Consider the following 18,560-nt stretch of genomic DNA (forward strand, 5'->3'; position numbering starts at 1 on the left):
TCCACCTATCTCAGAACTCCCGTCTGACGGGATCTCGCAGCGGCAAATCGGGTCCGCGCAGATCGGCTCGCAAGGCACAACTTCTGACCTATGCGACGCGCACCACCCGATTGCGGACGCTGGTCATGTCGTAGAGGAAACCCTGCCATCCCGCGCGCTTGGCAGTGACCGAGAGCGGAGCCCGCTCTTTGAACATCTCAGGCGTCTGTAGGTCTGCCGACAGGTAGTAGATCGCCCTCGCCGCGTCCGAGACGAGAACAAGGAATAGCGGGAAGTAGACGCCGGACGCCATGCGCTCTCGTTGTGGCCCCCACGCTGCGCCCATGATGGTGCGCGGAACAACCTCCACATCCTTCACGCGCGAGGCCTTCACCTGCGCGAGGTAGCCGCAGAAATCACAGATCAGGTCAGCACATTTGAAGTTGGGCGGGAGAAGCACCAACGTCTTAAGGCGCTTACACTTAGGGCACGAGCACTCTTGCGCGACGAGCTTCTCCCCGAAGGTGCCCAACTCCTGTCGTGTCGTAGCCATTGCCCCCCTCCTTATGGGGTAAGTGCCGCCCTCAGTGTGACAGGGTGCCGCCTCGCGTAAGCATCCCATTTTCACGTCGCAGTTGTCCCGCCCCCGATTCGCAACCAAACTACGGTGAAGTTTTGCGTGCCGAAGATTGAATCCTGACGGAACTCTAGATGGCCCAAGAAGACCTCGACGCCCTGCTTTCGCGAATGGACGCGATTGCGAAGGCAGTAAATGCCTTCACCTCCGAAACCGTGCAGCAGGAGGCTTTCGCGGCCTTGGTGGCCGCGTTCGAGGGGAAGAGGCACACCGCAAAGCACGTGTCTGCACCGGCTGCGGACCCCGAGCCAGAGCCAGAGGCGCCCTCGAAAGAGAAAGCTGCGCCCACAGGAGGCAACGGCAAGCCGCGTAAGGCAGCGAAGGGCAAGAGTACAGGCTGGACCTTCCTCAAGGATTTGGACCTGCGGCCCAAGGGTAAGCAATCCTTAGAGGCCTTCGTTGAGGAAAAACAGCCAGCATCAAACGAGGATAAGTACGCTGTGGTTGTGTATTATTTCTCTGAGATTGCTGAGCTGCCGGCTGTGAGCACGAGTCATGTGGGATCGGCATTTCGGCTTATGAAAACATGGCGGGAGCCCGGAGATGTCTCGGCCAGCCTACGCATAACTTCCTCAAGGAAGGGGACGCTAGACACGAGTAACCTCGAAAGCATCAGAATAACTCCCACGGGTAGAAATTTTGTGGAGCATGAGCTTCCGCCTGCACCCAAGGCGAGGAAGAAGTGACGAACGGTCTATCTGCGGAAGATGCTCTGAGTGGTATTCCTGACGCTCTGCGCAAGCCACTTCTTGAGGAGTTCAACAAGCTCGCCCGGCATTACAGAGAGTCGCGATGGGAGCCAGCCGAACTAAATGGCGGAAAGCTGTGCGAGATCGCTTACAGCATCCTCAAGGGACATGTGGACGGCAAGTTTCCCACCGCCCCGGCTAAGCCTAAAAACATGGTCGCGGCGTGCACAGCCTTGGAGCAGGCGACCACCTTCCCTCGGTCGATAAGGATTCAAATCCCTCGGATGCTCGTTGCGCTCTACGAGATCCGCAATAACCGGAACGTGGGGCACGTCGGCGCTGACGTAGACCCAAATCACATGGATGCCACTGTTGTCTACGGCATGATCAAGTGGATCATGTCGGAGCTGATCCGCATCTTCCATTCCATTTCGCCTGACGACGCTGCCGCTGTTGTGGACGCTCTGACCGAACGCGAAGTGCCGTTGCTATGGAAGGTCGGCGAGATAACCCGTGTACTGGGAACAGGGCTGAGTGCCAAAGACAAGATGCTGGTCCTTGTCTACGGTTCGTCGGGTCCGGTTAGCGTGAAGGACATCCTTCAGTCGATCGAGTACGGCAACGCGTCTCGCTTTCGCGGCAATGTGCTTAAGGCCGCACACAAGGCTGACCTAATCCACTTTGATGCGAAGACAGACATGGTGACGCTATCGCCGGTGGGCGTGCGCTACGTCGAAGCGAACATACCGCTGACCGTTTGACCGACCTTCCCAAGCCCACCCCAGACTATTAAAAGCGGCTATCGCAGCCGTTACAACCGGCCAGCTAAAGTCGTTGTTTTTCAAATGATTATGAGGGTTCGGCCTAAATCCCGCCCTCTCCGCCAGCCGACGAGCTTTCCGCCACGTCTGTTCTCAACGAATGTCCGCTTCCGGTGCCGATCCCAACGTCCGCACCTGGCGCTTAGCCGCCTTCACTCGCTCTGCATCGTCATCCAAGTCTCCTCCCAGTTGACCACCCGTCTAAGTCAGCGGCGACAGGGTCGAAGAGGTCGCATTTGCGGCGGGCCAGGCGCATCGTTTGCCGGCGGCAGGAACGCACTGCACCTTTCGGACTTACCTAGGCGAACCGAACCCCGGAGCGCCGCGCCATGACCGACAAGACCCTCGCCGACATCGCCGAGTCCCTGAAGGACATCGACTTCGTGATGCTGAACACCCACACGGACGGCGGGGCGATCGCCGGGCGGCCGATGAGCAACAACCGCGACGTGGAGTATGACGGCGACAGCTGGTTCTTCGTCGACAAGGAGTCGCGCACCTTCGCCGACGTGAGCGGCGATCCGAAGGTGACCATCGCGGCCCAGACCTCGAAGGGGCTGCTCGGCAAGCCGCCGACCTTCTTTTCCATCGAGGGCGAGGCCCAGATCATCGAGGACCGGGCGCAGTTCGCCGCGCACTGGCAGAAGGAACTGGACCGCTGGTGGCCAGAGGGGCCGTCGACGCCGGGCGTCGCCCTGCTGAAGGTGCACGCCAGCCGCGTGCACTACTGGGACGGCGAGGACCAGGGCGAGATCCTGGTGGGGTAAGCCGGGCGGCGATGGGCCGGCAAGAGGCTGGAGCCGGGGCGCGTTTGACCGGTCGCGCCCGAATTGCCTTGCCACTCCGCTGGTATTTCTCCATGCTGGGACGATCAAACTTCGATCTGGCTCGCCCGGTCTATCGTGACGTCCCAGATTTTCGTTGCGGTTTTTCCTTCCGAACCTTTGCAAGAATTTTGAGTCATCTCTCATGAGGGGAGATGAGAACGCATCTTTTGGAAGATATAGACCTATGCCCATCGGCACCGTTAAGTGGTTCAACGATCAAAAAGGCTTCGGCTTCATCCAGCCGGAAAGCGGCGGCGCCGACGTGTTCGTGCACATCTCCGCCGTGGAACGCGCGGGCCTGCGCAGCCTGAGCGAAGGCCAGAAGGTCAGCTTCGAAATGGAGACCGACCGCCGCAGCGGCAAGATGTCGGCCGGCCAGCTGCAAAGCGTCTAGGTTGAACGACCGGAGCGCGCCGTCCTCCGTCGGCGGCGCGCCCAAATACTCCAGCCAGGAGCGGTACGGCGCGATGATGAAGGCGCTGCAACGCGCGGACGCCTATCGCGCCCTGGCCGAGGCGGCCCTGGCGGCGGCGGCGGACATGCCGCTGGAGCGGGCCAGGGCGCAGCAGCAGGCGGCGGCCGCGAAATGGATTTCGCTGGCCGAGCAGGAAGAGCGGCGGGCCGAGACGTCCCGCGCCCTGATCGAGACGCGCTGATCGAGACGCGCCGGCGCCGGACGGCGCGGCGACCCCCAGGACGCGCCGCGTGGCCGCGAGGCCGCGGCGGCGCCCGTGAGCGCGCATCGCGCGGAAAGGAGCCCGAATGGCCAAGGAAGAGCTCGTCGAATTCGAAGGCCAGATCGTGGAGCTGCTGCCCGAGGGCCGGTTTCGCGTGCGCCTGGAGAACGAGCACGAAATTCTCGCCTACACGGCGGGCAAGATGCGCAAGCACCGCATCAAGTCGCTGGTGGGCGACCGGGTGATCGTGGAGATGACGCCCTACGACATGGATCGCGGGCGGATCATCTATCGCCACAAGGAAGCGCCGAGCGGCGTGGGCGGGCCGCCGAAGCGGCGGGTGTTCCAGCGGCGGCGGTAGGGGGTGAGCGCCCTAAGCTCCCCCCGTCATAGCCGGCCCTGTGCCGGCTAACCATGAACACCGACGTTGCGGGCGCGTAGGCGCCCCTCTGACTCACCGCGCATGGGTCGCCGGGACGAGCCCGGCGATGACGGGTGTGGGGGGGTATCAGAACTTGCCCCTGAGGCGGATGACGTAGCGGACGTCGCGGGTTTCCTGGAACGTCTCGGTGCGGGTGAGGGCGCCGCCCTGGCGGACGGCGTAGAGGGCGCGGTAGCTGCTCTCCGGCGAGCCGGTGAGGTTGTAGATCTCCAGGCGGAGCGTCAGGTCGCGCGGCAGGGCTTTTTCGGCGAACAGGGACAGACGCGGGTCGCGCTTGATGAGCTGGACGTTGCGGATGTCGTTGGTGAGCAGGGCGCCCGTCGTGCCGAGCAGATTGACGCCGTAGGAGGCGCGCAGGCCGGTCATGTCGTGGCGGAAGCCGAGGGCGTATTCCTCGCGGTAGAGGTTGAAGATGCCCCGCTCGCGGCCGGTGAACGGATCGACGACGTTGGAATCCTGGATCTGGTAGCGGGCGTTGACCTGGCCGCCGGGCAGGCCGAGGACGCCGAGGCGGACGCTGCCCTTCAGCTCCAGGCCATAGGCCTCGGCGCTGTCGATGTTGATCGGGGCGGAGGCGGGCAGGCCGCCGATGGGCGGGCCGAAGGGGCCGCGGTCGATGTGGTCGGTGATGGCCTTGTAGAAGGCGCGGGCCTCGACCTGGCCCTGGTCGCTGGGCAGGCGGTGCTCCCAGCCGGCTTCGTAGGTCCAGGTCTGTTCCGGGGCGATGGCCGGGTTGCCCGGGTCGATGCGGCTGTCGACGATGTTGTAGACCGGGATGAAGTTGACGAAGTTCAGCTGGCTGACGGTGCGTTCGACCTTCACGCGCAGGCGGTCCTGCGAGGTCAGGTTGTAGCGCAGGTCGAAGCGCGGCTTGAGGAAGCTGTAGGTGACTTCCGGGATCTGCGGATAGTTGGTGGAAATCTGTGAGCGCTCGTAGGAGAGGGCGGTCTCCAGGGACAGCTTGGGATTGATCTTCCAGTTGTGGATGGCGAAGAGCTCGCCGCGCCGCTCCTCCACCTGAGCGTTGGTGGTGGTGACGAGGTCCTGCGCGCCGTCGCGGTTGAGGTCGGAATAGACGAGCTGGACCTGGTCGAGGGTGTTCTGCGCGCCCTCGGCGCCGAGGGTGAGGGTCTGGCCGGCGAGCACGGGCCAGCTGTAGGAGCCGCGCCAGACGTCCTCGCCGGTGACCTGCTTGTTGGTGTTCTTGCTGGCTTCGGTGAAGACGCCGGCCGGGCTGGTGCGGTTGCGGATGTCGCGCGTCTTCACCGCCAGGCGGTTGTGGATGCCGATGAGGCTGAAGGTCCCGGGGCCGAGCTTCTTCTCGTACTCCGCGCCGATCTCGTCGATCTGGCGGACGACGTAGTTCTGGTGGAACTCCAGGGTGCGGCCGGGGATCTGGGAGCCGTCCGGGTTGAAGGACGTGTAGGGGGTGACGTCCGTGCCTTTAATGTTGTGCGGCTGGTAGAGGACGTTGAGGTTCAGGGTGTCGCCGTTGGCGAACTCGTACACGCCCTGGCCGGTGAAGATGTACTTGTGGTGCTGGCGCTCCCACTCCTGGGGGCGGATCTGCTGCACGGCGCCGTTCGGATAGTAGTAGATCTCCTCGCGGAAGCGGTTGGTGAAGTCGCCGCCCTGGCCGCCGGTCGGGGTCGTGCCGATGGGGGTGAAGAGGTTCTTCTCGGCGCCGAGGGTGTATTTCAGGCGGCCGAGGGTGTTGGTCCAGGAGATCAGGCCGTCGACGTCGGCCCAGCCCATGTCGTTGAAGCGCTGGTTGATCTCGAAGGCGCCCTGGCCGGCGCCGGCGACCGAGGCGCCGTCCTTCAGCACGATGTTGACCACCAGGCCCTCGCTGAGCACGGAGGTTCCCGAGGCGGTGCCGCGCAGGAGCTCGACCCGCTCGACATTGACGGCGCGAATGCGGCGCAGGGCGGCGGCGACGTCGGTCGACTTCGAGGCCATGCGCTTGCCGTCGATGAGGATCTGGTCGCCGCTGGCGCCGAGGCCGCGCGCCTGGTTCAGCGCGCCGGTGGCGTCGAGGATGGCCGAGACGCCGGGGATGCGGCGCAGCATGTCCTCGGCGGTGGTCAGGTTGTATTGCGCGAAGAACGAGGGGCCGTAGGTGACGTTGCCCGGCGCGGCGGCCGCCGCGGCGATGGGCAGGGGCGCGGCCTCGAGCGGGGCGTCGATCGGCGGGGCCTGCTGAGCGCGGGCGGCGGAGGCCAGCAGCAGGGCGGCGATGGCGGTCGAGGCGGCGAGAACGGCCTGACGACTTCGCGTCCGGCCGCGTGAAGAGCAGCGCATGTTTCCCCCCGGGAAGGCTCGGGCGGTGCGAGCCGCCGTGATTTTTGTCCGTCCGTTCAAGCGTCGTTCGCGCGAGGCGCCAAGCTGTAATCGTTTGACGCCGCCGGGCGTGGCTTTCCGCCGCTCGCTCATGCATGGTGCGGCCAACGAAAACGATCTCTGGGGAGAGAGACGACGATGACGCGGGCGATGATGCTGGCCGGCGCGGCCGCCTTGATGCTGGCCGGCGGGGCTTTCGCCCAGCAGCGGCCGCACACCGAGGGGATGCCGGACATCGTGTTCCCGCCGCAACCCGAGGTGCGGCAGATCCCGCTCTCGCCCGGCCTGACGCCGTCGTACGACTATCGCCAGATCGAGGTGACGGCGGCGGCGCCGAAGGTTCCGGACGGGTTCACGCCGATCTTCAACGGCAGGGACCTGACGGGCTGGCACACCAGCAAGACGGCGCGGCACGGGACGACGCCGGACTTCCGCGCCATCCAAGGGGTGATTGTGGGCACGCAGGCGCCGATCGGGCGCGGCGGGCTGCTGATCACCGACAAGAAGTACAAGAACTACGAGTTCTACATGGAGGCCAAGGCCGACTGGGGCGCGGACAGCGGCATCTTCCTGCGAACCACCGAGGAGGGCGCTGCCTACCAGCTGACGCTCGACTACCTGCCCGGCGGCAGCATGGGGCGGATCATCCAGGAGGGCGGGCTGATCGGGGTCGGCCGGCCGGTGGGCCAGGAAACCGCACCCGCCGCGCCGCGCCCGGCGACGCCGCCCGGGCCGCCGGCGGCGGACCCCGGGATGAGCGCCTGGAAGCACAATGAGTGGAACAGCGTGCGGGTGCGCGTCGAGGGCGACAATCCGCACATCCAGGTGTGGATCAACGACAAGCAGATCACCGACTTCACCGACCCGGCCAACCGGGCGGTGGGCGGGATGACGACCGGCCCGATCGCCCTGCAGATCCACGGCGGCCCGCACCGCTGGCTGCCGGGCAATTTCTGGCGCTGGCGGAACATCGGCATCCGGGAGTTGCCGTAGCGACCTGAGTAGTACGCCTCAAAAAACATAAGGCTCTTGGGAGGGAGATTATGAAGCGTTCCATGATTGTCGGCGGTCTGACCGCCTTCGCGGCGCTGGCCGCCGCGGTTCCGTTCGGGGCCTCGGCGCAGCAGGCCGCAACACCCGCGGCGCCGGCCGCCCGGCCGCACACCCCGGGCATGCCGGACATCGACTTTCCGCCGAACCCGACACGGCCGCAGGTGACGCTGGCGCCGGGTCTGAACCCGTCGGGCGACTATCGCGGCTATTCGGTGGAGCCGAAGCCGCAGAAGGTTCCGGACGGCTTCACGGCGATCTTCAACGGCAGGGACCTGACCGGCTGGCACATCTCGAAGGAGGCGCGGCATGGCAACACGCCGAACTTCTTCGTGCGCGACGGGATGATCCAGGGCGGCCAGCAGCCGCTGGGCAGCGGCGGCCTGCTGATCACCGACAAGAAGTACAAGAACTACGAGTTCTACATGGAGGCCAAGCCGGACTGGGGCAACGACAGCGGCGTCTTCCTGCGGACCACCGAGGGCGGCGCGGCCTATCAGGTGACCATGGACTACCTGCCCGGCGGCAGCATGGGGCGGACCATCCAGGAAGGCGGCCTCGTGGGCGTCGGCCGCGCGGTGGGTCAGGAGCGGGCGCCGGCGGCGCCGCGTCCGGCGGGCGCGGCCGCTCAGGTGGACGCCGGCATGGCGGCCTGGAAGCACAACGACTGGAACAGCGTGCGCATCCGGGTGACCGGCGACAATCCGCACGTGACCGTGTGGGTCAACGACAAGCAGGTCAGCGACTTCACCGATCCGGCCAACCGGGCGGCGAACGGCATGGTCGAGGGCCCGATCGCCATCCAGATCCACGGCGGCGACGCGCGATGGCTGCCGGGCGGCTACTGGCGCTGGCGGAACATCGGGATCAAGGAGCTGCCGTAAAAAGATCCCTCCCCCTCGATGGGGGAGGGATCTTTATTGGCTGACCCTCAGGATCACCCGGCGATAGCGCGTCAGGCTCGGCGCGCCGTCGTCGGTGACGGCCAGGATGACGTGGGCGAGGCCCTCGGCGGGGCAGGCGCCGCCGGGGAGCCACTGCGGGCGGCAGGCAGCCGTGGGGGTGATCGTCGCCCGCGCGGTCCCGGCGCCGTCGATCTTCACGTCGGCGAGGGTTCCGGTCGAGAAGCCGGCCTCGGCGTAGTGGAACCAGCGGTAGCTCAGCCTATTCCCATCCGGGTCCTTGCTGGCCGAGGCGTCGAGGACGAGCGGCTGGCCGACCTTGGCCGCGAGTTCGAGGACGCCGTCCCCCTGGTCGGCGATGGCGGCGACCGGTGGGTGATTGCCTTGCCCGGCCGGCAGGTAGCTCCAGCCCATGCGGGCGGCGAAGTCGTGCTGCATGACCTCGCGCCAGCGCCAGACCGTGGCCTGGTCGGAGACGTAGGTGCGGCCGTCGGCGCCCTTCACCGTGTCGGCCGAGGTGACGCGAGGCGAGGCGTCGCCGCCCTGGGTCCAGATTTTGTGGGCCTCGCCATAGGGCTGGCGATAGACGTAGCGACCGCCCCAGCCGCCCCAGGCCGGGCTGCGCCAGCTCTCCAGGCCGTTGGGCAGCAGGGAGAGGAACGACGGCGTGTCGCCCTCCATGATGAACAGGTACTTCGGATAGTGGGCGCCGAGCGGACCCTTGCGGATATTGGCGTCGAGCCACTCGTTCGTGACGGTGGTGAAGTCGGCGCCGTCGCCGTTGCGATAGAAGCGGTCGCCCGAGATGCCGGTCCAGGTGGCCGAGGCGTACTCCTCGCCGTCCGGCGGCGAGGGCTTGACGACATAGTTGAGGGCGGGGAACTCGCGGCGGATCCAGGGGCCGGCGTCGTCCTGATCGGAGATCGACAGCACCTGCATCTTGGCGACGAAGGCGGCCAGATCGGCGGGCGAGCGGCTGGCCTTAACCTCGCGCAGGGCCTCGGCCAGGGTGTTGGCGCCGCCCCAGACGCTGACGTGCAGGGGGCGGGGATCGGCGCGGTCGACGGCGTGGATCAGTTGGCGGGCGCCGCTGGAGAGCTGGCCGGCGCCAAGTTGGCCGACCGGGGGCAGGCCCGCCATGCCATAGCGCATCGGCCCCTCGGCGATGACCGCGTCGAGCTGGGCGACCTCGGGCCAGCCCTTGGCGTGCAGCATCAGGGCGCCGCGCACCTGGGCGTAGGCGGCGACGAGGGCGCGGATGGTCTGCGGGTTGGTCTTCTCGCGCTGCCAGGTGGAGGTGGTGGCCACCAGGCCTTCGATCTCGAGGTCGTTGGAGTAGAGCAGCAGGCGGACCAGCGACATCTGGTCGTCCGGCTCGTTGCCGATGTCGGTGAGGACGAAGACGCGCGGCTTGCCGGCGGTGCGGTCGACGGCGGCGGCGACCGGATCGGGTCCGGCGCCGGCCATGGCCACGGAGGCGGCGACGCCGCCGTATTCCTGCTCCTGCGCGAGCGCGGCCGTGGCGGCCAGGGCGGCGAGCACGCCCCCGACGATGAGTTTCCGCACGACGTGATCTCCCCGAACCGCGTCCGCGCATTGGAGCGCGTGTACGCATAAAAATGCGCACGGATGCTAGCAGCTAGGATGGAGGCTGAGAAGGCGGGAGGACCGCCCTCGTCCTTCGACAGGCTCAGGATGAGGTGATTTTCGAGGCCCGGGCCAATCGAGGCCCTCAGGCTATGACGACACCCAGCGATCGCGCCAGGGCGCGTTCGACGCGGTCGACCACGCCGTCGTCGGCGTTCTCGGCCCAGGCCGCGTAGGTGGAGGCCAGCGAATCGACGTCGCGGTCGCGCAGGGCCAGGCCGGCGGCCGCATAGGCCCGCATTACGGCCGCTTTCAAACGTTCTTCCAAACCCAACGCGTCGTCCTCCGGACGGAGAGGTCTGGGGTGGTTCGCCGAACAGAGGGTTAACCGGGGAAGGAAGTCGCCCCGCTCTCAGTCGAGGCCGACGAGTTCGGCGTCGCTGACGTGATGGAGCCAGGCGACCGTCCGGCCGGGCTGCTGCTCGGAGACCGCGACATGGACCATGCCGGAATTCCGCGTCGCTCCATGCCAATGCGGCGTTTCCGGCGGCGTCCACACGACGTCGCCCTTACGCAGGCGACGGGCGGCCTGACCCTGGATCTGCGTCCATCCTTCGCCTTGGGTGACGATCAGCAACTGACCGAACGGGTGGCGGTGCCAGCGCGTGCGAGAGTCGGGGGCGAAGGTGACCGTGGCGCCGCCCAGGGTGGCGTCGCCCACCCCCTGAAAGCTGCTCGTGACCGAGACCGGGCCGGAAAAGTTCTTGGAGGTCGCCGTGGGCGCGGTGGACGGGAAGGTTTCGGCGACAACCTCCAGCGCGGCGGTCGCCTTGGGCCAGCCGGCGTAGAAGGCGAGCTGGGTCAGGGCTTCCCCGATCTGCGCGGGGGTCAGGCCGGCGGCGACGCCGCGACGAAGGTAGCCGGGCAATTGATCGGCCTCGCCCATGGCGGCCAGGGCGGCGATGGTGGCGAGGCTGCGGTCGCGAACGGTGAGATCGGACCGCCGCCACAGGTCATCGAAGACCACCTCCTGAGTGAGACGGGCGAACTTCGGCGCGACCCGCGCGATCTCGGCGGCAGGGGGCGAGGCCATGGCGGGCGAGCGCGCCATGGGCCGCCGCAGCGCGGCGAGATCGACGCCGCGGGCGGTGTAGACGGCGTCGAACACCTCGAGCGCCGACACCGCGTTGGGCCAACCGGAATAGAGCGCCAGATGCGTCAGCACGCCGGAGGCTTCGGTCGGGGTGACGCCGTTGTCCAAGGCCCGGCCGAGGTGACCGCGAAGTTGCGCGGGCTTGTTGGTGGCGATCAGGGTGGAGATGACGACAAGGCTGCGGTCGCGCTGCGAGAGTTCCGGCGACGGCCAGACGGCGCCGAAGAGCACCTCGTCGGTGTAGCCGGCGAGGCCGGGCGCGATCTTCTGCTGCACCGGACCGGAGGGCCGAGAGGTCGTCTGCTGGGCGTCCACCGCGCTGGCGGCGAGCAGGAGGGCGACCGGCGCGCCAAGGGTGCGTTTCAGGGCCTGGATCGCCCGGGTGCGGGTAGAGCGTTTCATGCGTCGGCTCCGATTCTGCGGCTCAGCCGCGCTGCATATCCGCCATCCAACCTCGCACCGTCGTCATGGTGCGGCGTTCCTGGTCGGCCTCCATCACGAACGGCTCAAGGATGCGGGCCTTGGGGGCGTGGCCTTTGAGCACCGCCGGCGCACTGCCGACGCCATAGCCGCCATGGGTGATGACCGGGCGCAGGGTCTTGCCCGCAAGATCATGCCGGGCGAGGAAGCTGCGGATGGGCGGCGGCGCCGTCTCGCCCCAGATCGGGAAGCACAGGATCAGCGCGGTATAGCGCTCCATGTCCGGGACGGTCGCCTTCAGCTCGGGCTGGAAGCCGGCGTCGCGTTCCCGCGTCGCCTGTCGCACCTGCGCCTCGTAATCCTCGGGATAGGGTTGAGCCGGCGCGATCTCGAACAAGGCGGCCTTCAACTCGCGATGCAACTGGGCGGCGATGACCCGGGTGTTGCCCGACCGCGAGAAGTAGGCGACGAGCGTGCGCGCCTCCGCGGGCGACGGCGCGGCCTCACAGGCGGTCGCGCCCAGGGTGAGCATCACCGCCGGGGCCCCGAACGCCGCGCGGCGCGAGACGGTCTTGCGCCCGCCCACCGGCCTCAGGCCCCGCTCTTGCGGGCGTTGGCGTCGACCCACCTGAGGATGATGTCGGCGATCTGGTCGCTGTTCCTGTCCTGCATCAGCATGTGGCTGTTGCCGTGGACGCCGCGATCGGTGGTCTTGATCAAATCGACCTTGCCGCCGGCCGCCTTGATGCGCGCGGCGTAGGCCGCACAGCCGTCGTAGCGATTCTGCCAGGTGATCGAGTTCGGACCCATGCCCGTGTCGTTCGGCAGGTTGTCGCCGAACAGGATCAGGGTCGGCACTTTCGCAAGGGCGGCGATCTGGGCGTCGGTATAGCTGGGCCGGCAGCCGCCGGGCTCGACGGAGACAAGGGCGCGCAGGCCGGTCGCATTGACCAGCGCCGTCTCCATCGGGAAGGCGCCCGACTGCGAGTGGCCGAGCAGGACGGCGCCGTCGAGATCGGCCGCGAGGTCGGCGAGGTTCTTCAGCGTCGGATTGGGTTGGGGGACCAGGGACGACAGGTCGGGGATCGACTGCTTGGCCAGTTCGCCGACCGCCTCCACCGGGAATTGCTCGCCGGGGAAGGCCTCGCCGGGCGTTGGCCCGAAGCGGAAGTTGGTCCAGACGCCGTACTGCTCGCCGAAACGGAAGGCCGCGCCGCGCGGGCCGCCGGGGCCGCCCACGCCGCCGGGAACGGCGGTCGGGTTGGCGGTCGTGGCCGGAGCCGCGGGCGTCGTACCCAGCAGGCGGCGGTTGAGGGTGATGTGATTGAAGCCGGAGCGCGCACGCCCGACCTGATCGACCACATAGGTCGGGTGGCCCTGGCGGACCATGTATTCGAACCAGCCGGCGCGCCCGTCGGGCGTGGTGTCATAGCTTTTGCCGCTGAGGCCCGCGCCGTGAACCAGGATGATCGGCGGCTTGGCGCGGCCGACGGGCTGCATGAACTCGACGTACATCTGGTTGATGGTGACGCGGTCGGCCACACCAATGCCCAACTCGGCCGCCGTCGCCTCGGCGGGTTCGCCGCCCACGTAGAAGCTGCCCCGCGCTTCCAGGGTCAGCGGCGTGGCCGGCGCCTGCACGGACTTGCGGGTCTGGGCCGCGACGGGCGCGGCGGCGACGCCGGCCAGGGCGAGCGCGGCGATGGCGGCCAGGAGTTGTTCACGAGCGACCACGAGATCTCTCCAATTGCAGCGTCGCCGACAACGCTACCGCGACCGGCTCCCTGCAATTAGAGAGGAAAATCCGCACACGCTTGTGAGCGACGCTAATGAATCCGCCCGCGCTGGGTTCACGCCCCGGCGGCAAGGCCCCGCACCAACGAAAACGGCCGCCCCTCGCGGGGCGGCCGTTCGCAGGTTCGGCGGTGAGCCGGAAGCCTTACTTCGCGCTGGGGGCGTCCGGCGCGGCGAGGTCGCCGGCGGCGTACTGGATGCCGGCCAGGATCTGCTTGAGGATGGCCGGGTTGGTCAGCACGTGTTCGGAGTGGCCGAGCACGTTGTTGTAGACGCGGCCCTGGCCTTCCTTCTGGATCGAGCTCAGGCGGTAGTGACCGTCGGTCCGGCGCGTGGCGGCGGTTTCCTTGGCCTTATCGGCCTCGCTCATCTTGGAATAATCGACGCTGGTCAGGACGTGATAGTTCTTCGGCGTCGAGTACTCGTCCTGCATGACGGTGTAGATTTCGTCGTGGATGACGAAGGGCTGGCCGCCGAAGCCGGCGTTCAGCGGGCTCTTCGGGTCGTCGATGCGGACGGTGACTTCCTGCGGCAGGTTCCAGTGGAACTTGAAGAAGCCGCCGGCGATCTTCGACCATTCCGGCCAGGTGCTCTTGCCCTGCGAACGGTAGCTGTCGGTGGCGGCGTGGAGCAAGGTGAGGCCCTTGCCGCCGCGCACGAAGGCCAGGAGCGCGGCCTTGCGGGCGGCGGTGGCCTGGGCGTTGTCGTCGTCGAGGAAGGCGCCGGTGGTGTTGTTGAGCACCAGCACGTCGAAGCGGGCCAGGTTGGCGGTGTTGATGTCGTCCGGGTTGTAGGTGATCGTCGTGTCCCACGCGCCGGTCTTGAGGCCCAGCTCGCGCACCGTGAAGGCGGTCAGCGGGATCGAGGAGTGGGCGAAGCCGCGCGAACGCGAGAACACCAGCACCTTGCGGGGCTTCTTCGGCTTGGCCGGGGCCGTGGCCGGCAGGTTGTCGAGCACGCCGAGCGTGTCTTCCACCGCCGGGAACGGATAGACGACGCCCTGGATGGTGCTCTGCGGACGGTAGCCGGTGGTGGCCGGGTCCGAGTTCTGGGCGTTGGGGTTCGGCGCGCGGGCGGCCGGGGCGGCGCCGGGAGCGGCCGCGCCCGGGGCGGTCTGGGCGATGGCGACGCCGGCGGCGACCAGGGCGCAGGCGCCCGAGAGCGCCGCGAGCTTGAACTTGTTATCGAACTTCATGGTTTCCCCCTTAGGGATCTTGTGTGCCGGCCGCCCCGATCGCGGGCGCGGCCGTTGCTTATGGTGTGAGGCGGGCTGCGCTTACTTCTCGCTGGGGCTGTCGTCGGCCGCCAGGTCGCCGAGCGCGTACTGGATGCCCGACACCAGTTGCTTCTGGTAAAGCGGCATCGACAGCACGTGTTCGCTGTGGCCCAGGATGTTGTACCAGACGCGGCCCTGGCCTTCCTTGCGGATCCAGCTGACGACGTAGTCGCCGTCGGTCCGGCGGCTGGCTTCCGGCTCTTCCAGTTTGTCTTCCTGGCTCATCTTCGAATAGTCGACGCTGAGCAGAACGTGGAAGTTCTTGCGGTTGTTATATTCGTCCTGTTTGAAGGTGTAGATTTCGTCGTGGACGGTGAAGGGCATGGCGCCGTAGCCGGCCAGGAGCGGGCTCTTCGGATCGTCGACCTTCACGGTGATCTGCTGCGGGATCACCCAGTGGAACTTGAAGAAGCCGCCGGTCATCTTCGAGAATTCCGGCCACAGGCTGTCGTTGGCGCGGACGCCGCCCGCGCCCGCGCCGCCGTGATAGGCGTCGCCGGCCGCGTGGGTCATGATCAGGCCCTTGCCGCCGCGCACGAAGGCCAGCAGGGCCTGCTTGCGGGCCTCGGTGGCCGCCGCGTCGCTGTCGTCGAGGAAGCGGCCGGTGGTGCTGTCGAGCTGGATGGCGTCGTACTTGGCGAGGTTGGCGGCCGTGATGTCCTTCAGGTCGAAGGAGACGTCGGTCTGCCAGGCGCCGGTCTTATCGCCGAGCTGCTTGGTCAGGTAGGCCGCGAGCGGAACCACCGAGTGGCCGTAGCCGCTGGCCTTGGCGAACACCAGCACGCGACGTTGCGACTTGGCCGGGACGGTGTTGAAGCTGGCCGGCATGTTGTCGCGAACGGCCAGGGTGTCCTGGAAGTAGGGGGTCTGGATCTGCACGCCGCCGACCACGCTCTGCGGGCGGTAGCCGCGCGCGGCCTGTTCGGCGTTGGCCGCGTCGATGGCGCGCTGGCCCTGAGCCTGGGCGGCGGCCTTCTCGGCGTCGCTGAAGTCCTTCGGCGCGGCCGGGCCGGCGGCCGTGCGCGCGGGCGGGGTGGCGTTGGCGCCGCCGCCGAAGCCGCCGGTCGCCGGCGCGGGCGGCGGGGCGGGATAGGGCGACTGGGCCGCCACGGCGCCGGCGACCAGAGCGCCAGCGGCGGTCATCGCCAAGAGCAGATTACGATGGTTGGACTTCATGTTCTTCCCCGGGGGTTTTGTTCGTTATTGCGCCGCGCCTTTTCGGCGGCGGCGATCGAGGTGGTGAGTTCAGAGGGCGGGTTCGCCTCAAGCGTGGCTGACACATCTGGAGGTCTGCCGACCGCCGGAGTCAACGCCATCGCGCCAAACGCCAGTCGCCCCAAACCCCAGTTTCCGCTTACACCTTAAGGCAAGCCGACGCGATAGCGGTTCGTTATGGGCGAAACCTAAGTGGGGCGGTTAGGATCGAGGGGCTCTCATCGCGCGAGAGACTTCGGGCGTTGAAGGCTTGAGCGGCCGTGGCGCCGCACAGATGCGAGGACGCGGATGACCCATTCCGGCTTCGGCGGCCATTTCGAGAGCGAGGCGATTCCCGGCGCCCTCCCGCAGGGGCGCAACTCGCCGCAGCGGACGCCCTTCGGCCTCTATGCCGAGCAATTGAGCGGCACGGCCTTCACCGCGCCGCGACCCGAGAACCGGCGCAGCTGGCTCTATCGCCTGCGCCCGACCGCCAGCCACGCGCCGTTCACGCCTTACGGGCTGACGCTGCTGAAGAGCGCGCCCTTCGCCGATTCCTGGCTGACGCCCAACCGCCTGCGCTGGGACCCTCTTCCGATGCCGAAGGACGGGGTGGATTTCGTCGACGGCCTGACGACCGTGGGCGGGAACGGCGACGTCTCGGTCGGGGATGGGATGGCGATCCACCTCTACGCGGCCGACCGCGACATGCGGCGGGCGATGTTCAACGCCGACGGCGAGCTGCTGATCGCGCCGCAGCAGGGGCGGCTTTCAATCACCACCGAGTTCGGCCTCATCGAAATCGGCCCGCAAAACATCGCCGTGATCCCGCGCGGGGTGCGCTTCCGCATCGCCCTGCCGGATGGGGCGGCGCGGGGCTATGTCTGCGAGAACTACGGCGCCCTCTTCCGCCTGCCGGAGCTGGGGCCGATCGGGGCCAACGGCCTGGCCAATCCGCGCGACTTCGTCTCGCCCGCCGCCGCCTTCGAGGACGTCGATGCGCCCACGGAGGTGGTGCAGAAGTTTCAGGGCCGGCTGTGGCGCACGACGCTGCATCATTCGCCGTTCGACGTCGTCGCCTGGCACGGAAACCTCGCGCCCTACGCCTACGACCTGACGCGGTTCAACACCCTCAACACCGTGAGCTTCGATCACCCCGATCCGTCGATCTTCACGGTGTTGACCTCGCCCAGCCACGCGCCGGGCACGGCTAACGTCGACTTCGTGATCTTCCCGCCGCGCTGGATGGTGGCGGAGGACACGTTCCGGCCGCCCTGGTTCCACCGCAACGTGATGAGCGAATACATGGGCCTGATCCATGGGGCCTATGACGCCAAGGAGGGCGGCTTCGTCCCCGGCGGCGGCTCGCTGCACAACCAGATGGCGGGGCACGGACCGGATCGGGCGAGCTACGACAAGGCGGTGGCGGCGGCGCTGGCCCCGCAGAAGATCGAGAACACGCTGGCCTTCATGTTCGAAAGCCGCAGCGTGATCCGACCGACGGAATGGGCCGCGACCACGCCCCTGGCGCAGGCGGATTATGACGCGGCCTGGGCGGGGTTCGAGAAGGGCGGGGTGGGGTAGCGACGCAGCGATCCCCGCGCCCTAGCGAGGACATCTGGAACCGCCTAACCTCCAGGCAAGCCCGCCGGAGCCGGGCGTTGTTTTGGGGAGGACGCCATGCGATCGCTGTCGTTGCTGTTGGCCTGCGCCGCGCTGGCTGGAGGGGCGGCCATGGCCCAGACGCCGCCGCCGGCGCCGGTGCATGACTACGCCAAGCCGTTCTACATGTCGGCCGCCGACCTCGCCGCCAAGACGGCCGGGGGCGTGACCTTCGAAGTGCCGACCGCGCCGGGCGCGCGGCTGATGCGCATTCGGCGGGACAAGGACGGCGAAATCGAAATCCACCGCGACTACGCCGATCAGATCATCGTGGTCTCGGGCCACGCCAAGGCGCGGATCGGCGGAACGGTGACGGGGCAGCGGGCCATCGCCGAGGGCGACTGGCGGGGCGGGGTGGCGACCGGGTTTCAGGAATACGAGGTCGGGCCCGGCGACGTGCTGTGGGTTCCGGCCGGGATGGCGCATCAGTTCATGGTCACGCCCGGGGCGCCGTTCCAGTATTTCACGGTGAAGAACCGGCAGACGCCGGCGGGCTGAGGTTAGCCTTCGTAGGGGCGGGTGGCGAAGCGCGGATAGGAGGCGCGGCCGCCCGCGAAGTCCTCGAAACTGCGGCCGGCGGCCCGGCCGCGGGGCTCGGGGGACGGCGGTGGGGCGCTACGGGTCGGCGATTCTTCAGGCTCGACGATGCGTCGCACGGCGGGCTCGGGCGGACGCATCCTGATCTGGGCGCTGCGTTCGACGGAGGCGCGCAGGACCGGCGCGCGCCGCGGCGGCGGGGCCGGCTTCGCCTCCGGCTGCGGTTCCGGCTCCCCGGCGACCTCCGGCGGGGTCTTGAGAGCCTCGACCGACCCGCTCAGCGTTCCCGTCAGCTTGGACATGGCGGCCGGGTCGATCGGCAAGGCGGTGGCGATGACGACCGGCAGGGGCTCCACGGTTTCGGCCGCGCGATGGGGCGGGTGGACGACGGCCCAGGCGGCGACGGCGATCAGCGCGGGCACGGCCAGGGCGACCGCGAGGCGGCCGGCGCCGCGCCGGCGGGACGCGGCCGCCTCCAGCCGGACGAGGTCGACCTGAAGTTCGGCCGTGGGCACGTCGAGGACGGCGGCGACATCCTCGTCCATGGGGGTGAGCGCGGGCGATTCCGACATG

Annotated in this window: 20 protein-coding genes; 10 read left to right on the top strand and 10 right to left on the bottom strand. The window is 67.9% G+C overall.

The features are described 5' to 3' along the window. Positions 1–88 precede the first annotated feature (88 nt). On the bottom strand, positions 89–601 hold the full coding sequence (locus ACFLIT_RS03670; protein WP_479910354.1) for a DpnI domain-containing protein: 513 nt from the start codon (positions 599–601) through the stop codon (positions 89–91). An 89-nt stretch (positions 602–690) separates the two neighbouring features. On the opposite strand from ACFLIT_RS03670, the gene ACFLIT_RS03675 reads away from it, so the two are divergent. The 6 genes from ACFLIT_RS03675 (at position 691) to infA (ending at position 3,991) form a co-directional block, all read left to right on the top strand. After that, positions 691–1,302, top strand: coding sequence for a hypothetical protein (locus ACFLIT_RS03675; RefSeq protein WP_479909838.1), 612 nt, complete (start codon positions 691–693; stop codon positions 1,300–1,302). Next, positions 1,299–2,066 carry a hypothetical protein gene (locus ACFLIT_RS03680; RefSeq protein ID WP_479909839.1) on the top strand — a complete coding sequence of 256 codons (768 nt, stop codon included), beginning with the start codon at positions 1,299–1,301 and terminating at the stop codon, positions 2,064–2,066. The genes ACFLIT_RS03675 and ACFLIT_RS03680 overlap by 4 nt, the downstream gene beginning before the upstream one ends. Positions 2,067–2,455: 389 nt before the next feature. Then, on the top strand, positions 2,456–2,893 hold the full coding sequence (locus ACFLIT_RS03685; RefSeq protein ID WP_479909840.1) for a pyridoxamine 5'-phosphate oxidase family protein: 438 nt from the start codon (positions 2,456–2,458) through the stop codon (positions 2,891–2,893). Between the two features lie 244 nt (positions 2,894–3,137). Beyond that, positions 3,138–3,347 (top strand): cold-shock protein, encoded by a 210-nt coding sequence (locus ACFLIT_RS03690; RefSeq protein WP_479909841.1) that lies wholly within the window; start codon positions 3,138–3,140, stop codon positions 3,345–3,347. A 1-nt stretch (position 3,348) separates the two neighbouring features. Next, the gene (locus tag ACFLIT_RS03695; RefSeq protein WP_479909842.1) at positions 3,349–3,609 is read left to right on the top strand and encodes a hypothetical protein; all 261 of its coding nucleotides are present in this window, start codon (positions 3,349–3,351) and stop codon (positions 3,607–3,609) included. A gap of 106 nt (positions 3,610–3,715) precedes the next feature. Next, entirely contained in the window at positions 3,716–3,991 is a 276-nt protein-coding gene (gene infA / locus ACFLIT_RS03700) for a translation initiation factor IF-1 (protein WP_479909843.1), read from the top strand. Between the two features lie 147 nt (positions 3,992–4,138). On the opposite strand, the gene ACFLIT_RS03705 is transcribed toward infA, so the two are convergent. Further along, positions 4,139–6,373, bottom strand: coding sequence for a TonB-dependent receptor plug domain-containing protein (locus ACFLIT_RS03705; RefSeq protein WP_479909844.1), 2,235 nt, complete (start codon positions 6,371–6,373; stop codon positions 4,139–4,141). 177 nt (positions 6,374–6,550) lie between these two features. On the opposite strand from ACFLIT_RS03705, the gene ACFLIT_RS03710 reads away from it, so the two are divergent. Beyond that, positions 6,551–7,405: a 3-keto-disaccharide hydrolase gene (locus ACFLIT_RS03710; RefSeq protein ID WP_479909845.1), complete on the top strand. Its 855-nt coding sequence runs from the start codon at positions 6,551–6,553 to the stop codon at positions 7,403–7,405. Positions 7,406–7,455: 50 nt separating this feature from the next. Then, positions 7,456–8,346 carry a 3-keto-disaccharide hydrolase gene (locus tag ACFLIT_RS03715; protein WP_479909846.1) on the top strand — a complete coding sequence of 297 codons (891 nt, stop codon included), beginning with the start codon at positions 7,456–7,458 and terminating at the stop codon, positions 8,344–8,346. A gap of 33 nt (positions 8,347–8,379) precedes the next feature. Here the strand turns inward: ACFLIT_RS03715 and ACFLIT_RS03720 are convergent, their stop codons facing one another. The 7 genes from ACFLIT_RS03720 to ACFLIT_RS03750 form a co-directional block, all read right to left on the bottom strand. Then, positions 8,380–9,930 carry a nucleoside hydrolase-like domain-containing protein gene (locus ACFLIT_RS03720; protein ID WP_479909847.1) on the bottom strand — a complete coding sequence of 517 codons (1,551 nt, stop codon included), beginning with the start codon at positions 9,928–9,930 and terminating at the stop codon, positions 8,380–8,382. 166 nt (positions 9,931–10,096) lie between these two features. Continuing rightward, positions 10,097–10,267, bottom strand: a complete 171-nt coding sequence (locus tag ACFLIT_RS03725; RefSeq protein ID WP_479909848.1) for a hypothetical protein — start codon at positions 10,265–10,267, stop codon at positions 10,097–10,099. A gap of 96 nt (positions 10,268–10,363) precedes the next feature. Beyond that, positions 10,364–11,506 (bottom strand): carboxymuconolactone decarboxylase family protein, encoded by a 1,143-nt coding sequence (locus tag ACFLIT_RS03730; protein ID WP_479909849.1) that lies wholly within the window; start codon positions 11,504–11,506, stop codon positions 10,364–10,366. A 22-nt stretch (positions 11,507–11,528) separates the two neighbouring features. After that, the gene (locus tag ACFLIT_RS03735; RefSeq protein WP_479909850.1) at positions 11,529–12,110 is read right to left on the bottom strand and encodes a flavodoxin; all 582 of its coding nucleotides are present in this window, start codon (positions 12,108–12,110) and stop codon (positions 11,529–11,531) included. A 5-nt stretch (positions 12,111–12,115) separates the two neighbouring features. Continuing rightward, positions 12,116–13,258 carry an alpha/beta hydrolase family protein gene (locus ACFLIT_RS03740; RefSeq protein ID WP_479909851.1) on the bottom strand — a complete coding sequence of 381 codons (1,143 nt, stop codon included), beginning with the start codon at positions 13,256–13,258 and terminating at the stop codon, positions 12,116–12,118. Positions 13,259–13,463: 205 nt separating this feature from the next. Then, positions 13,464–14,513, bottom strand: coding sequence for a ThuA domain-containing protein (locus tag ACFLIT_RS03745; RefSeq protein ID WP_479909852.1), 1,050 nt, complete (start codon positions 14,511–14,513; stop codon positions 13,464–13,466). A gap of 81 nt (positions 14,514–14,594) precedes the next feature. After that, positions 14,595–15,770 (bottom strand): ThuA domain-containing protein, encoded by a 1,176-nt coding sequence (locus ACFLIT_RS03750; protein WP_479909853.1) that lies wholly within the window; start codon positions 15,768–15,770, stop codon positions 14,595–14,597. Positions 15,771–16,097: 327 nt separating this feature from the next. Between ACFLIT_RS03750 and hmgA the strand changes: the two genes are divergently transcribed. Next, positions 16,098–17,372 (top strand): homogentisate 1,2-dioxygenase, encoded by a 1,275-nt coding sequence (hmgA, locus tag ACFLIT_RS03755; protein ID WP_479909854.1) that lies wholly within the window; start codon positions 16,098–16,100, stop codon positions 17,370–17,372. 96 nt (positions 17,373–17,468) lie between these two features. After that, positions 17,469–17,948 carry an AraC family ligand binding domain-containing protein gene (locus tag ACFLIT_RS03760; RefSeq protein WP_479909855.1) on the top strand — a complete coding sequence of 160 codons (480 nt, stop codon included), beginning with the start codon at positions 17,469–17,471 and terminating at the stop codon, positions 17,946–17,948. Between the two features lie 2 nt (positions 17,949–17,950). Here ACFLIT_RS03760 and ACFLIT_RS03765 read toward each other — a convergent pair whose 3' ends face one another. Further along, a complete protein-coding gene (locus tag ACFLIT_RS03765; RefSeq protein ID WP_479909856.1) occupies positions 17,951–18,559 on the bottom strand; it encodes a hypothetical protein in 609 nt (202 codons plus the stop codon). Position 18,560: the final 1 nt, after the last annotated feature.

This window comes from Caulobacter sp. HJHS_5 (assembly GCF_056683955.1).